Source organism: Maribacter corallii, from assembly GCF_047345415.1.
Lineage (GTDB): Bacteria > Bacteroidota > Bacteroidia > Flavobacteriales > Flavobacteriaceae > Maribacter_C.
Map to the genome: position 1 here is coordinate 129,571 of NZ_JBLFEP010000004.1, position 16,306 is coordinate 145,876.

14 protein-coding genes are annotated in these 16,306 nt (G+C 42.3%); 6 read left to right on the top strand and 8 right to left on the bottom strand.

What is annotated here, in order from left to right; all coding sequences use genetic code 11:
* Positions 1-2: 2 nt before the first annotated feature.
* The 6 genes from ACKWCA_RS14890 to ACKWCA_RS14915 all read left to right on the top strand — a co-directional run bounded on the left by ACKWCA_RS14890 (position 3) and on the right by ACKWCA_RS14915 (position 3,543).
* On the top strand, positions 3-404 hold the full coding sequence (locus ACKWCA_RS14890; RefSeq protein WP_413979013.1) for a pelota family protein: 402 nt from the start codon (positions 3-5) through the stop codon (positions 402-404).
* A 6-nt stretch (positions 405-410) separates the two neighbouring features.
* Complete coding sequence (locus ACKWCA_RS14895) at positions 411-848, top strand: hypothetical protein (RefSeq protein ID WP_413979014.1); 438 nt, start codon at positions 411-413, stop codon at positions 846-848.
* A 98-nt stretch (positions 849-946) separates the two neighbouring features.
* Positions 947-1,387, top strand: a complete 441-nt coding sequence (locus ACKWCA_RS14900; RefSeq protein ID WP_413979015.1) for an Hsp20/alpha crystallin family protein — start codon at positions 947-949, stop codon at positions 1,385-1,387.
* A gap of 69 nt (positions 1,388-1,456) precedes the next feature.
* Positions 1,457-1,888, top strand: a complete 432-nt coding sequence (locus tag ACKWCA_RS14905) for a hypothetical protein (protein ID WP_413979016.1) — start codon at positions 1,457-1,459, stop codon at positions 1,886-1,888.
* A gap of 7 nt (positions 1,889-1,895) precedes the next feature.
* On the top strand, positions 1,896-2,555 hold the full coding sequence (locus tag ACKWCA_RS14910; RefSeq protein ID WP_413979017.1) for a hypothetical protein: 660 nt from the start codon (positions 1,896-1,898) through the stop codon (positions 2,553-2,555).
* Positions 2,536-3,543 carry a 2-hydroxyacid dehydrogenase gene (locus tag ACKWCA_RS14915; RefSeq protein WP_413979018.1) on the top strand — a complete coding sequence of 336 codons (1,008 nt, stop codon included), beginning with the start codon at positions 2,536-2,538 and terminating at the stop codon, positions 3,541-3,543. The genes ACKWCA_RS14910 and ACKWCA_RS14915 overlap by 20 nt, the downstream gene beginning before the upstream one ends.
* Positions 3,544-3,600: 57 nt before the next feature.
* Here ACKWCA_RS14915 and scpA read toward each other — a convergent pair whose 3' ends face one another.
* The 8 genes from scpA to ACKWCA_RS14955 all read right to left on the bottom strand — a co-directional run bounded on the left by scpA (position 3,601) and on the right by ACKWCA_RS14955 (position 16,251).
* Positions 3,601-5,796, bottom strand: a complete 2,196-nt coding sequence (scpA, locus tag ACKWCA_RS14920) for a methylmalonyl-CoA mutase (RefSeq protein WP_413979019.1) — start codon at positions 5,794-5,796, stop codon at positions 3,601-3,603.
* A complete protein-coding gene (locus ACKWCA_RS14925; protein WP_413979020.1) occupies positions 5,789-7,165 on the bottom strand; it encodes a methylmalonyl-CoA mutase subunit beta in 1,377 nt (458 codons plus the stop codon). Before ACKWCA_RS14925 ends, scpA begins: the two co-directional genes overlap by 8 nt.
* Positions 7,166-7,412: 247 nt before the next feature.
* Complete coding sequence (locus ACKWCA_RS14930) at positions 7,413-8,162, bottom strand: LytR/AlgR family response regulator transcription factor (protein ID WP_413979021.1); 750 nt, start codon at positions 8,160-8,162, stop codon at positions 7,413-7,415.
* 7 nt (positions 8,163-8,169) lie between these two features.
* Positions 8,170-11,157 carry a sensor histidine kinase gene (locus ACKWCA_RS14935; RefSeq protein ID WP_413979022.1) on the bottom strand — a complete coding sequence of 996 codons (2,988 nt, stop codon included), beginning with the start codon at positions 11,155-11,157 and terminating at the stop codon, positions 8,170-8,172.
* A gap of 116 nt (positions 11,158-11,273) precedes the next feature.
* Positions 11,274-12,302 carry a hypothetical protein gene (locus ACKWCA_RS14940; protein WP_413979023.1) on the bottom strand — a complete coding sequence of 343 codons (1,029 nt, stop codon included), beginning with the start codon at positions 12,300-12,302 and terminating at the stop codon, positions 11,274-11,276.
* Positions 12,303-12,348: 46 nt separating this feature from the next.
* Complete coding sequence (locus tag ACKWCA_RS14945; RefSeq protein ID WP_413979024.1) at positions 12,349-13,245, bottom strand: SH3 domain-containing protein; 897 nt, start codon at positions 13,243-13,245, stop codon at positions 12,349-12,351.
* 24 nt (positions 13,246-13,269) lie between these two features.
* Positions 13,270-13,836 carry a hypothetical protein gene (locus tag ACKWCA_RS14950; RefSeq protein WP_413979025.1) on the bottom strand — a complete coding sequence of 189 codons (567 nt, stop codon included), beginning with the start codon at positions 13,834-13,836 and terminating at the stop codon, positions 13,270-13,272.
* 258 nt (positions 13,837-14,094) lie between these two features.
* On the bottom strand, positions 14,095-16,251 hold the full coding sequence (locus ACKWCA_RS14955) for a VIT and vWA domain-containing protein (protein ID WP_413979026.1): 2,157 nt from the start codon (positions 16,249-16,251) through the stop codon (positions 14,095-14,097).
* Between the last annotated feature and the right edge of the window lie 55 nt (positions 16,252-16,306).

Below are 16,306 nucleotides of genomic sequence, written 5' to 3' on the forward strand. Positions count from 1 at the left end.
TAATGAAAAAAATAGGAATTTGGATGGATATCCAGAAAGCACATATCATCACATTGACGGAAAAAGGAGAAGTCAGACAAACCCTTTTTTCGGAGGTCGAAAATTATCGGCCTTCGGGAGGTTCGGGCACTAAATTGAAAGGTGGCCCTCAAGACGTTGTACAAGACAGCAAATACTCGGAACGTAAAAAGCATCAAATTAAAAGGTATTTCAATACGCTCGCAGAACTAGTCAAAGATGCTGAAGCGATTATCATATTTGGTCCCGCTGATACCGCTACTAAGTTCAGAAAAGAGCTCAACGATAACCACCGACTACTTGCAGCAAAAGTAAGATCGGTTATTAAAGTGGATAGCATGACCGATAATCAGGTGGTGGCCCTGATACGGGATTTTTATAAATAGCAGCGTATGACCTCTCAAAATCAATTCACAAAGGCCGATCAGTCTCAAAAAGTAGAGCGCTTGCATCAAGAGTTGAGGCAATGGCAATCGAACCTTTACTTCATGCAAGACGAAATACTATTCATTGACCATCTTCTGAACGCTTATATTTTTCAGCCTACGACCCCGAACTTATTCGAACGCATCCAAGATTATCTATTCCGTCTCAAAAAAGTCAAGCAACAAAAAGAGAAATTGGGAACTCTTGTCAGCAACCATGAGAAAAATCTTGTAGGAATGTTAAGGTGTACCGATTCTAAGTGCGATGAACCTTATTATCAGCGACATGACACGATGAAAGTCGAAGTTACCAAGTGCTTGAAAAGTTTTCAGATGCTGAAATCGGAAATATTCAATTATGCCGGGGGAATTTTGAAAAAAAATAAACCCAAATCGAACCCTTAGTCGCTCGTAACTGACCAAAATCATTTTAAATTTTGTGATGGGAGTATACTTTAGCCTTGAATATGAATCGATGTATTAACCCTCAAAAATCGAACACTATGTCACTTATCAAGTTTAACAAAAACCGATTTCCCTGGAATAGTAATTTGGTCGATTTCTTTGATCGTGATGACCTATTCCATAGCGATTTCTTCAACTTAGAGAAGTCGCTTCCCGCCATGAACGTGAAAGAACATGATGATGGCTTTGAGATAGAGTTGGCTTCTCCCGGCTTCGAAAAAAAGGATTTCGAGATTACCATGAACGATGATATTCTCGAAGTATCCGCCGTGAAGAACGAAGAGGAGGAAGAGCAAAATGATGCGTATACCCGAAAGGAGTTTAACTATCGTTCTTTCAGAAGGTCCCTTCAATTACCAAAAACTGTGGACAATTCGAAAGATGTGGAAGCTACCTATACCAATGGCATACTAAAGCTTCGGCTTATGAAAAACGAAGAAACATCGGAAAAGCCTAAAAGGGTTATCGAAGTAGCGTAATACGCACTATGCGTCAAGCGGATGGTATCCGCTTGACGTTTTTATAGCACATGTTTCAAATCCAAAACGATGAAAACGTATTACTACATACAATGGTTGAGCGCTGATGAACTACATAAAGAGACCAAGCTTTGGCTTTCAGAACTGAAGTTCATGAGGGAGGAGCAACTTTTCTTGAACAAGCTAGTACAATCATTTACACTTCAGTTAATCGACTCGAGTATTTATCAGAAAAGCAAAACCCTTGTCGGACAACTCCAAACAGCCGAAAAAAATAGTGTTCCGCTCTTCAAAAAGGTGCAGGCCCACGGAAATCAACTGGAGATACTTGTTGATGATATCGATCAACTAAAAATGGAAAAGGCCTATTTGGCCACACACGAAGAACTCAAAGGAGAAATGAACGATTATACCCAAGGATATCGGGCAATCAAAGAGCGACTTTTTAAACTGCTAAGCTCGATTAGAAAAAAAGACAAACGAGAACGACTACAACCATAAAAAGGAAATGATGAAAAAACTACTATTGTTCTTCCTGTTGGGCCTCATAGGATGCTCTTCAACAGAGATGGTCCAAAATTGGAAAAATCCAGATATCGTCATCTTCGATGCAAATAAGGTACTGATTGTCGGTATCAGTAATAATAGAAAAGCCCGAGCAAACTTCGAGACCAAATTGCAAAAACAATTCGAAGCCAGAAATATAGAGGCCGTCAGAAGTCTTGATGTTTTTGATGTGAACTTTACCGATTCAAGACGAACCGAAAAAGAACTGAACAACTTCGAACAAAGTCTTTTGGATAAGGATTTTGACGCCATATTATTGACAAAAATAGTTGGGTCTGAAAGCAGACAATCTTTTATGAAGTCCATAGATGATCTTTACAATAGTAACGAAGGATTCAGTGAAGATTATAGAAAGCATCAAAGTATCTATTATGAGGATGAATATTATGAAACCTATACGGTGTACAATGCCGAGACTTCGCTATACTGTATATGTGTTGGTAAAGAGCGTTCATTGATATGGCGAGGCAGCGTTGATATTCTAGATCCCGACAATGTTGACAAGACGATTAAAGATTATGTGCGACTGATCGTGGTCGCTATGGAAGAGCAAGATTTGATCTTTAGAAAACCGAACAACAATGAAGGTACTGATCTATAGCGCAAAGGAATATGAAATTCCTTTTCTTGATAACGCAAATAAAAGCGGTCACAAGGTTACCTATACCGAAGACGCCTTAGATACCGATACGGCTATTCAGGCCATGGGCTATAAAGCGGTTTCAATATTCTCGGGTGATGATGCTTCAAGTATCGTGCTTGAAAAACTCTGGAACTTAGGTGTACGATACATTACGTTGCGCTCTGCAGGTCATAATAATATTCGGATCAAGACCGCTAAGTACCTTGGTTTTCAAGTAGCCAATGTTCCGGAATATTCGCCTCACGCTATTGCCGAGCATGCTACTGCGCTGCTACTTGCTTTCAATCGAAAAATAGTCTTGGCCCATAGTCAGGTGATCCGTTATAATTTCTCACAGAAAGGGTTAATGGGTTCAAACCTGCACGGAAAGACCGTTGGCATCATAGGTACCGGAAAAATTGGAAGTATTATGGTCAAGATCATGCATGGCTTTGGGTGCAAGGTTCTGGCCTGCGATTTAAAACCGGATGCGGATCTAGTCGAACTTTGTGGCGTGACCTACGGGACTATGGACCAAGTTTTGAAAAAATCGGATGTCGTAAGTCTCCATATTCCCTTGACCTATGACAACTACTATTTGATCGACAGGAAAAAGTTGGCCTTAATGAAACCAAGGGCCATTTTAATCAATACGGCACGTGGAGCCATTGTAGATACAAGGGCCCTAATAGACACTTTACAAAAAAAAGAGATTGCTGGCTACTGCACCGATGTTATTGAAAAAGAAAAAGGTACGTTCTTCAAGGATCATTCCAATGAGGGTATTGAAAATCAACAATTGAAAATATTACTTGCTCTGCCCAATGTACTGTTGACACCACATCAAGCATATATGACCCCAGAAGCCCTATCGGGTATTGCCGCTACTACCTTTAAAAACATAGATGATTGGGTCTCGGGTACTGTATGCAAAAACGAATTAGGGTCTGAGTGGGTACTTTCCTAGTGTTGGAATTCTAAAATAAGAGTACCCGAATGATACACCGGATTTGGTTGTTTGTCTTTAGACCTCATCCATCAATAACCCTAGTAATTGAATGGCAGTATCACTTATTTTGGTACCCGGACCAAAAACCGCAGCCGCCCCTGCATCAAATAAGAACTGATAATCCTGCTTTGGAATCACTCCTCCCACAATGACCATAATATCTTCACGACCATAGGTTTTTAACGCTGTGATAACGGCCGGAACCAACGTTTTGTGTCCTGCTGCCAATGAAGAGACGCCAAGAATATGTACATCATTTTCGACCGCCTGCTTTGCAGCTTCTTGAGGAGTTTGAAACAAAGGACCGATATCGACATCAAATCCTAAATCGGCGTAGCTTGTAGCCACTACCTTTGCCCCACGGTCATGCCCATCTTGTCCCATTTTAGCGATCATAATACGTGGACGACGACCATCCTGTACTGCAAATCGATCGGCCATAGCCCGCGCTTTTTTAAAACTATCGTCATCTTTTATTGCTTTTGAATACACCCCTGAAAATGAATTTATCACCGCTTTATGGCGTCCGAAAACCGATTCGAGAGCGCTGCTGATTTCACCTAAGGTCGCCCGCAAGCGCGCCGCCTCTACCGCTAAAGCTAGCAAATTATTACCCAGAGGCAAATTTTCGTCACCAGATTCCATTTTCGATAGGGCCCCAGCGGTCAATTTGGCCAATGCGCTTTCTACAGCTTTCTCATTTCTTGAATTTTTAAGCGCAGCCAGACGCTCTAATTGTTGCCTTCGTACTTCTTGGTTATCGACTTCGAGAATATGAAGTTCCTCTTCTTCCTCAAGCTGAAATTTATTTACCCCTACTATGACGTCTTGACCGCTATCAATACGCGCTTGTTTTCGTGCCGCAGCCTGCTCAATACGCATCTTCGGAATTCCTGCTTCAATGGCCTTGGTCATTCCGCCCAATTCCTCTACCTCCTGTATCAAGTCCCAAGATCTTTTGGTGAGCTGATCGGTCAAGTATTCCACATAATAACTACCTGCCCAAGGATCCACGGTTTTGGTGATTTTTGTTTCTTCTTGGATGAAAAGCTGTGTCTCACGTGCTATTCGGGCCGAAAAATCAGTGGGTAAGGCAATCGCTTCGTCCAAAGCGTTCGTATGCAAGCTTTGCGTACCTCCTAAGGTCGCCGCCATCGCCTCAATGGTGGTTCGGGCCACATTATTGAAAGGGTCCTGCTCCGTCAAACTCCATCCACTTGTTTGGCAGTGTGTGCGCAAGGCAAGCGATTTCGGGTTCTTCGGATTAAACTGCTTTACCAATTTGGCCCATAGCATTCGTGCCGCACGCATCTTGGCGATTTCCATAAAATGATTCATCCCGATACCCCAAAAAAACGATAGACGCGGCGCAAAATCATCGATTTTAAGTCCGGCTTTGAGTCCGGTCTTAATATATTCCAGTCCGTCCGATAAGGTATACGCCAATTCAATATCGGCCGATGCCCCGGCCTCGTGCATATGGTATCCGGATATGCTGATACTATTGAACTTGGGCATGAACCGACTGGTGTATTCAAAAATATCGGCCACCAGTTGCATCGATGGTTTTGGAGGGTATATATAGGTATTTCGAACCATAAACTCCTTTAGAATATCATTCTGGATGGTTCCCGCTAAGCGTGCCTTATCGACGCCCTGTTCTTCCGCGGCCACAATGTAAAAGGCCATGATCGGTAAAACAGCACCGTTCATGGTCATGGATACGGACATTTGATCCAGCGGAATTCCTTCAAATAAGATCTTCATATCTTCGACTGAATCAATAGCGACCCCAGCTTTGCCGACATCACCGACCACTCGTTCATGGTCGCTATCATAGCCGCGATGCGTAGGTAAATCGAAGGCGACCGATAATCCCTTCTGGCCTCCCTTCAAATTTCTTCTGTAGAAGGCATTGCTCTCCTGGGCAGTGGAAAATCCTGCATATTGGCGAATCGTCCAGGGGCGGCGTACGTACATTGTGGAATAAGGGCCTCGCAGGTATGGTGGAATTCCTGCTGCAAAATTCAAATGCTCCGCATCTTCAATATCCTCTTCGGAAAACAGCGCCTTTATCGTGATTGTTTCCGCGGTTTCGAATGGTATGCTATTCTCGACTAGGTTCGAACCGACATCGGTTTTTTCGGCCTGCGTCTTTGACTTTTCATTTTCCGTCCTTAGACCGATGTTTGATACATCCCTCCTACTCATCGTCCAAGCGTTTTTGTTCGATGCTTTCAGCCAACCGTTTTTCAAGAATCGGCTGAACCAGGGTTTTTCTGGGATTCGTTTTTAAGAAAGGGTACAACTCGATTTCATCTTTCATTTTGTCATTCTGGTTGCGGTACTTATTGGTACCCACTAAAACTTCGGTGCCATTCTCAAATTCACGTTGCTCTTTTTGAGCACTTTCGCTTATTTTTCTTTGTAGGGTATGGGCCTTTAATTGCTTTAAAAATCCCCCTCCTTTTTCAATGGACTTGAACAGTATCAGCGCCTTTTCAGCCAATTGAGAAGTGATGGTATCAATGAAATAAGCTCCATCCGCTGCATTTTGCACCTTATCAAAATAGCTTTCGTTTTTCAACAATAGCAATTGATTTAATGCAATGCGATCACTAAATTCATTGTTTTTATGATATATCGCATCATAAGGTATGTTCATTACTTCATCGGCCCCACCCAAGATAGCCGCCATGCACTCCGTAGTCGTACGCAACATATTGGTATTGTAGTCGTATAAGGTTTTATTCCTCCTTGTTGGACTGGCTATGATATGCATTTTTACATCCGTAGGGTAGGCCTCGATCAAGGCGTCCCATAACCGTCGTAGCGCCCGCAACTTTGCGATTTCAAAAAAATAACTGGTTCCAATGGAAACAGTAAAGGTTAAGCATTTCGGATGTGGATCATCATTCGTATTGATAAAGGCATTGAGATATTCATTCGCATGTGCCAAGCCGTAGGCCAGTTGCTGTACCATATTCCCTCCGGCATTTTGATATAGGGCCAAGTTTACACTAAGTACGTTTGCAGCGCTTCCGGTCAGCGTATCTTTTAGGAATTCAAAATCCTTATTCCAATTATCAAACCAGTTACCGGTTTTAGCGAGTTGCCCCACAGGGTCTATATGGAATGATACATTTTCTAAGGAACTTCCATAAAACTCAACCACTTCATTTAGGTACTTGCGCGATAAAAACGCCATGTTCAAATGGATAGGAACTATCTTGATGTCAATACCTTCAAGCAAAGTCGTTATTTTTGTTTCTTCGGACGGAATCGTAAACCTTAGGCTTTCAACCCCTCTTTGAAGCATATTCAGGGCTCTTTTGTTCGCCGTTAAGGCATTACTAGCATCGATATTGAATCCTATTTTCCAGGTACCATTCTTTCGTTCGTTTTGCACCATCGGGACCTCATCATCAGTGTGATAAAAAGGCTTGACTTTAATCCCTTCGAGAGACTCCCAGACCAGAGTTTCATTGTAGTCCGCTCCTTTGAGATCGACTTGTATCTTTTGTTTCCACTGTTTTGCGGAAACTTCTTGAAATTCGCTAAATAGTTCGCGATTTGACATGCCTACCAACTTTTACCCATTCAACCTATGGATTATCGATTGAACCTAAGTATTGTGTTACTTGTGAAGCAAGTTAGCCACTTTGTTCTGAAGTACGTAAAACTTGGTTCATTTTCTTGTTGCTGACCCACATCCTTAGGCTGATAAGCACATACGATTCGAACAACAGATATCCATGTACTGTTAGTATCAATTACATGGTGTTTTAAAAATCGGTCAATATCCGAGTTTATCAATCATAGTGTACCTACCGATGCATTCGATCCAAAATCTCAATGATCTCCGTTTTCTTACGGACCGAAACAGGTACATTCTCCCCATTTTTAAGCATGAGATAACCCCCATCGGTCTTGATGTACGCACTAATGTATTGCAGATTGACCAGGTGGCTTTGATGGATACGTACAAAATCATAATGTCGCAACATCTCCGAAAAATACTTTAAGGTCTTGGTCACAAATACCCTACGCTTGTCTTGAAGGTGGAAAATAGTATTGTTACTGTCGGACTCACAGCGTACGATATCATCTAAATTCACGATGATGATCTTGTCTAGGGTATGCAACGATATTTTATCTGGTCGTTGCTCCGGAGCGACAAGGGTATCCTTTAAAATCGCTAAACGTTCTTGATTCGGTCGAATCTGCTCTTTAGCCCGTGTAATTGCCAACCCTAGTTCTTCGTGGGAATAGGGTTTCAGCACATAATCGATTGCCGCAAATTTGAAGGCCCGTAACGCAAATTCGTCACTTGCCGTCACGAAGATGATCTTGGATTTCAGGTCAGGGAAGATCTCTAGGATATCGAAACCCGTTCCGTCACCGAGCATGATATCAAGAAAGAGGATATCAGCGTGGGTTTTTCGCAACACTTTTGCAGCTTCCACTACACTCTGAGCCGTTGCGACCACTTCGATATCAGGATGTTGTGTCATTACATCCTGCTTTAATAGTGCCAATGATTCAGGCATGTCCTCTACGATAATCGCTGTGAGCATAGTCTATTCAATATTCAGTTAACAAAGGTATTTTAAAGCTAATTTCAGTTCCGCCAACAGAACCATCGGTATTCTTGATTTCGTCGATTTGCAAGGTGTTCGTCCCAGCAATCGATTCTAAACGTTCTTTGGTTACCATAAGCGCCATGGATTGGTGATCCGTCTTCACCTTTTCATTTTGCGATTTGTAAATACCCATACCGTTATCAATGATACGACAATGCAAATCGGTTTCGGTAGCATGGAAACCTATTTCAAGCTTTCCATCGCGATCACCTTTCAAAATACCATGACGAATGGCATTTTCAACAAACGGTTGGATTAACATCGGTGGAATCAAAATTTCTTCGGCACTAGGTTCAGTCTTTACATCAATACGATAGCTAAAGGACTTGGATGCCATCAACTTTTCAACTGCTATATAGTGGTTTAGGGTCTTGATTTCCTGGGCCAGACTAATGAATTCCTTTCGTGAATTATGCAAGGTTTCGCGGAGCAGCGTCGCAAAACTATTGATAGTCGAATTCATCTTTTCGGGCTTGCTACCGGCCATACCCTTAACTCCATTCAGTACGTTGAAAATGAAATGTGGATTCATTTGCAACTGCAGGGCTTTCTGTTCTAGGGTCAAAAGGTAGTTTTGGGTTTGCAAACGTTCTTGTGCCGCCTTGTTTTTGGCCTTTATCTTTCTAATATAGAACAGACCCATACCCAACAGCCCTAAAACCGAAATCGCCAAAACCGCCCATTTAAATCCGTCTTTTTGATACAATGGCCTGTCAATAAAAAAACGGAATCGTATGGGGTCACTTACTGTCCAAAGATGGTTTCGTGATTGAACCGAAAAAATATGAGCACCATAGGCGAGCCCCGCAAAATTTTGTCTGTTCTCTTTCACCCATGGGCTCCATTCGGTATTATCCAATCTGGTGCGGTATTCAATTTCGTCGGGATGATTTACATCGACCGTTCGAAATGAAAACCCCAATTGTGTCTGCTCAGGCGTCAATTGCAAGACCTTTTCACTATTTGTCCAGTCCTTCAGCGGAAGCGAATCAATGGCCTTATAGGCCTCTTCGATTCCGATAAAATAGACCTTGGGTTTGATAGTCGCCCTACTATTTTCATTAGGTATGTATTGTGTTAGCCCATAAATACCACCAAACCACAGATTACCTTTATTGTCCTTATCCACAGCATTCAAACATGTTTCTATACTCAGAAAGCCATCATTTTTACCAAAATGGCGCACATCTACGATTTCACCTGCTGGGTTCAATTCGATCTTATCGACCCCTTTCTCAGTACCGGCCCATAAATAGCCCTGATCATCAAAAATCAATTGATAGACATTCGCAGATGATACGTTTTTTGCCCCCTTCAATGGTCGTACGGTCTCCAAGTCCGAACTTTCGGCATGCCAAACACCTTTACCAAAGGTGCCCAAGAAAAGCTTGTTTTCATAAAACAATAGAGATCCTATTGCAGTATGCCGTTCTAGTGAGGTATGAACGGGGGTAACAACATCATCTTGAATATACCCAAGGTATCCATTTCTCGTGGCATACCACAGCCTGCCAACCGCATCTTCAACGAAATCATTGAGCAGTAAATCATGTAGGCCCTCTTTCTTACCAAATTGTTTACGGATCACCAAGCTATCTTGCTCCGGGAAGTAGTTGAATTTCACGATACCACTAGCGTATGTGGCCGCCCAGATCGCGTCATCAGTGATCACTACTTTACGAATCCAATTGGACGGAAAACCATTGTCTTCATTGAGAACATGGGTTTTGGTTACTTTTTTTAAAACGGTATCGATATGAATCTGAAAAGCGTCATATGCCGTAAAAACAAGACTGTCTTCCATTTTGGTTTCCCGAAGCAAGACACCTCTATCATCAGACCCGGCCCAAATATTTCCATCAGCATCACTGGCAATTGTCTTGATTTTCACATCGGCGAAATCGGTGACGTTTTCAACAGGATGAAGACCTAAAGAATCGACTTTCGTAAGACCGCTCTCCGAACTTGATAACCAAACCCCGTCTTCAGCGTGGTGTACTGCATAAATACGGTTTCCTTTCAGACCTGTCGTCTTATCATAATGCTTGAAATTGTTCTGAAAGTACTTATAAAATCCACCTCCGGAGGTCGCTATCCATAGATTGGAACGGTCATCCTTCATGACCGTCCTCACATGTGGCACGGTCAGTCCATTCGTTGTATTCAGGTTTTTTATCTCCGAGAATTTTCGGGTTTCAACGACTACAGCTCCTTCATTATCAGTAGCTATCCATAGTTCATCTTCATTTTGGATTGACATGGAATTTATACGTGTCGGCTCGGGCATAAGAAAAGGATCTTCGGAATTCTTCGTGTCCAAAATAAAGACCCCATCATCGAAAGTAGCGGCAAAAATTCGATTCCCATAGGCAAGAACGGATGTGAAATCATTGCTTTCCCATTTCGTGACTTCCGCGGCTGAAGCGTTCAAATCGCTAAGCCTCCAAAGTCCTGTATTCGTAGCGATCCAATACACACTGCCATCAAAACAGATCGCATTGACGCTACTTGCATCAATCTCTGGATGTATCTTGAGCTGCTGTACTTTTTTATCCTTGGAAAAAAAATAAATGCCATTTTTAGTAGCCAGGTACATCCTATTCTTGAACGAATAAATTTGTTGTACCTGCGGAGCCTCATAATTTACGAAGCGATTCTTGATCTTTATGGACAGTCCGCTTTGGCTACCGATAAATAGAGAATCATGTTGCACATAAAGCGAATGAATATAATTGGAAAGTAGGCCCTTATCCTCATTAAAAACCTCGAATTTTCGACCATCGAAATTGGCGAGTCCCCCACCCTGCGTGCCCAACCAAAGGTAACCGATTTCATCTTGTACCATCGCATAAACCTGTGATTGCGGCAAACCGTCTTCAATGGTATATGCCCTAAGCTGGCTGTTTTGAGCCATAAGTCCGTCTGCCATTGTACAGCAAAAGAACAGTAAAAGGTATGTAGAAATCGATTTCAATTTAGTTGATGCTGCTTGGGCCTGCTATCCTTATGCCCGTGTTATTCGATGCTCATGTAACGAAAATACCGTTATAATATTTGATAGAGTAGTCGGTCATCCACCGCCGGCTCCCGATACTCGCTACTATGGCTATCCCGCAAAATGGGTGCCAGTACACAGAGTACCGTGGTTTTTCCTTTAATCTGGAGTCTATTTCCACTTAATTTCCATCTCCAACGATAGTTCTCTATTGGAATATTCAAGGTGAAGAGGGTCGCCGCTATTTCCGGAGATTCCGATATAAAGTCCAAGAGAGCCTCCTTGTCTTCCAAGGTGGGGATGTCACTACCCTCATCAAATGTAAACTCCCAGTTTACCGGAATATTGAACTTATAACTATAGGGTACTCCTGCATGGGTTTCCGTTCGTGTTTTTACGGCATCGAACCAATCGATTCGGGTATCGGGGTACTTTTTCGCAAATTCTTCGGAAAGATACAAAGGACCCTTTGACGCTCCGGTCGGATAGAATCCGTAGTATGGTCGAGCCAAATAGTGCCCTGCAAACTTCCCTCCAAAAACATTGAAGAAGGCCGAGGCATATACCTGCGGCCCGCTCTCATTTGAATTTAATCCTGAATTTGTGTTCGTGTTTGAAAATGCACGCTTTAATTCCCTCAGCAGTTCTTGATTCTCACCCAGTCCGCAAGAATGGAAAACAATTTTTGTTCGGTGGGTTACTCCATCTTGGATTTTAGGAAATCGATGGTATCGCTGTACGTCTTGCAGCGCTTCTAGCGTAACACGTTTGCCATTTTTGGTGGTTCTTAAGGACATTCCCAACCAGGCATTGCTATGGCTAACAATATGTATTTCGTTGAAAGAAGTATGGTATTTCGCTCTTTGGTTCAGCCATGTAATGATTTCCTCTATTGAAAATAGGGTGTCGACAATCGACATTCCCTTTCCTGAAAAATACGCTTTGGCATTGGCATAATATTTATTGTCTCCCTCATCGAAACCGGCAATAAACACGATGGATTCTTGTTTTTGCTCTTGCTTTAAAGGCAAGGCAAGAACCGTTTCCGGAGTATTCGAAAACGGTTTCTTGCAGCCCATGCACATTAAAAAAACTATGAAAATCACTTTAAGTTGCATCTTGATCTTATCTATGAAGGGTGCTGACCACTACATTTTCAGAAATCACCGGAATGTGTTCTTTCTTTAACAACTGATAGCCATTCCATGTATAAAAACTCGAAGTCCATTTTTTGCGTTGTTCGATCTTTTCCTTTTCCAGTGTTCCATTTTTATCGGTAATTGTAGTTTTCAATTCCAAAGTACTTTTGATGCCCTGCATATCGGATGGAAAAACAAAGTATTCACTTTTGGCGTATGCATCGGTCTCCTGGTCTCTTAAATTGGCGACATTCGTAAACCTGCCGTTGTTCCAGAAGATATAGCTCTTTCCAATCGTATGCCCGGTATTGAGATCAGCCAAGTCGAGGGCAATGATATCCTCTACATTGAACAGCCCTTTATTACCGATGTTTTTTATGCCTAGAGGAAAAGCGGACAGACTATCCAAGACAACTTTATCTAATTGAACACCGTCTTTAAAGGCCCGTAGTTGGTACTTGGTCTCATTGATACCAGCTTCGGTTACCGTATTACTCTCCAATCCATAAACGAATTTTACCTTATAATCCGCACCACTGCCGAAGGCCTTTTGGGCAATCATACCACCCCAGACCCATCCTGTTGCCTCTCCAACGGTTACACGGTACCAGTTGCTGTTTATACCGTTGATTTCTTGAGCGTGCTTACTTTTTTCCCGTACGACCATACGTGTACCGATATCTAGAACTCCCAATCGTTTCGCTTTTAATGAAGGCTTATCACGCAAGAATACCTTGTGGGCCAAAAGGTATTGATAAGATAGTTCTTCCACAGGGGTTTCGACGCTCATGGTTTCAAAATGGACTCGTGGGGCCGTTTGACCGAACATTTTCGCTAGGGCAAACAGACATACTACTAAGACACTTCTTTTTACATTTTTCATTTTTTTGAATTTTAAGGGTTACTATTACTTTATTGCACTTATTGCTTCTTCTTGATCAAAGTCATCATCATTCCAAACAAAACTCTGGGTGACTTCGATTTCCTTTGTTTCATGGGTTGCTGTATAGTGTTTTTTTGTTCTGAGAATCATTCCTTCCCGGCCGTAGGATTGGATGGGGAAAATATAATGGGTATCGGTTTCTGGGTCTTCACAATACACGTTTTCAAGTCGTGGCAAATTGATGAAATCCCTATCCTCGGATACCAAAAAATAATACGTGTCGGTGCTTACACAACAGGCTGAATAGACCAACTCCACTTTTAGAATCTCAACAATAGCCTCTAAACCAGGGGCTTTTAGTGAAGTAATATGAACTTCTTCCAATAGTTCTTGTTCGGCAATTTTCAAGGTGGCAATCGGATTCGAGAGATTCTCGGTTGCGACCAGATCGATGAGGGCACGGCCATTTTCTTCCTTTTGATCGAGACTACGCTCGTTTACAACCGTATACTTTTCAGTCGCTGTGAATTCTTGGGCATAAGTGGCAAAACAACCAAGTACAATTGCGAATACTGTTACTATTTTTTTCATGGGTCTTATTTTGGTTTATTTTTTTATATACCTCTAATGTATAGCGCACAGTTGGGTTTAGAGGGGGTCTTCTAGTATTCGTAGTACCTCAACTAGAATTCGTTTGTAGCATAGTTTGCCCAGTTTTACATTAGGAGCCGTTTCTTGCCTATGTACAGGTAAAGTGCTTTGATGACCAAAGAAAAACCTGCAAGATTTTCTAGATCTTACAGGCCTTCTTTCCCCTCAGGGAACACAACAAACCAACTAAAAACTATTCTATTTCGTTAAGGTCACTAGGAGTTCTTTGGTAATACCCATTTGTTTATTGGAAAAACTGATGAATTCTTTGGTTAGGGCCTTGTCATAAATCCATTCCCCATTTTCCATTTTTTCGATACGAATTATCTTGCCGGTCGCATTGAATTGTATACGTATGCCCTTAAAATCATCCAAGCAACGCTCCACTAGTTTTGAGTATATCGCCTTAAATGCCATCGTAACATATCTTTTTTCCGATGTGGAAAACGCTTCGTTGAAAACAACCTTGAACGCCTTTTTAAAGTTTGTCTTTACGTTCACTTCCGCCGCTGCTCCCACTGCTGAATTATTCACATGTTGCGGCATAGGCAAGGGTTGTTTTATGGTTTTTAGGTCGCCATCTTTGTTCACAATTAGTTCATCCACGGCGACGAAGGAGGTATAATTAGTCGCCAGATTGTATTGTAGCCCTAAGGCGATGACGCTATCCTTGACGGGGTCATTGAACAACTTTTTGTAATCATCCAGTTCCGCGATTTTTTTTCGCGCCCACAGATACCGAAGTGCCTTATTCGCTTTGCTCAGATGGCCATGTGATACGTTGTATTCTTGACGAAACTTTTTCTTGCCCTGGTAACCGGTAATAAGGAGCTCGCCCTTGGGGTTGCCGTGGTATTTGCCATAGACGGTCACCGGTCGTGCCGCAAAAAGATCTGGAATACTATGGGGAGCCACATCGTATACATCAAAGCCTTTTGCTTCGATCTTTACTTGAGTCAACAAAGGCGTGGCAATATATTTCTTAAATTTCTTCGCTACTTCTTGGGCTTCCGACATCGTAGTGGCCACAAACGATTCACTATTTGCTACTTTTGCCATACCCTCTATGAGGTAGCGATTTACACTTGAGCCTATACCAAAAGTAAAGACATTGGCTTGGTCAAGATTATTTCGGATCAGTTCAAAAGCCTCTTTCTCCACACTGACATAGCCATCGGTGATAATGACCATAGAACGGGCACTACCGCGATCTTTTCGGGTTAGCTTGTACGCATCGGTTAAGGCGCTCAGCAATTGTGTGCCACCTCCACCTTGACCTTCCGAAAGAAAACGAATGGCCGCTTCGATGTTTTGCTCATTCGTTTCCAATGGGACCGCACTAAAAACCGTGGAACTTGAAGCGAACAACTGCACATTGAAGGTATCCGTTGGCCTTAAATCACAGAGTAGGTTTCGCATGAGTTCTTGCGAAACCTCCAGTGGGTATCCGTTCATAGAACCCGATACATCAACGATAAAAAGGTATTCTCGAGCAGGAATCTCATCTAAGGCAACCTTGCTTATAGGCTCCATTTGAAAAGCAAAGAAGTTTTCATCTTCATGTTCATACAGGAGGAGCCCGGATTGTATGTGGCCACCTCGAAGGTTATAGTTCAGAATGAAATCCCTATTCGCAGGGTTCTCATTGCTTTTCGACAAAAAGACCTCAGCCGTTTTGGCATCGGGATAGTTCACATTGACCTTATGGGTACTACTGCCTATATTTTGAATGATCATGCCCGCATTCAGGGTAACGGTCATGTCAAAATCAAAGGCATCCGCAATTCCCTTTTCGGTATAGGGAATGTTGAAGCTTTCTTCCCTATTGGTGCTTTCTCCAGTAAATCTTGGACCTACGACAGCAGGAGCAACAAATTGGTACGCTCCATCTACCGGCACAAGCATTTCTGTGTAAAAGACATCAATGGCGATTTCATCATTAGGCATAATATTACCTACGCTCATCTGAAACACATTGGGTCGATCTTGGTCTAATTTTGCAGCACGTTTTCCTTCTTCAAGAGCGGCGGTATATACTTTCTTCGCTTCTTGCCTTTCAAATATCTTGGCATTGACTATTCGGTCACCTATGGTCATCTGCATTTTGTGGACGGCCGCTTTGCTCGAAAGTGGGAATACATAGTTGGCTTCAATAGGTCGATTACCCAAATTTTGGTATACCTGGGTGATACGCACGTGGGCAATAGTACCGGAAATCTGCACTTCGGATCTAGCTACTTTCAAAGGTATCAGGGCAGCTGCTGTATTGACGGATAAATAGGGACCACTGGTCTCTTGGGTAAATCCGAAAGAAAGGGCACATAAGAATAAAAGGGTATATACTAATTTCATCATCTTTAGTTTTAGAGTATCACTTTTTGGTCAAATCTAGCTTTGATGATTTGTATTG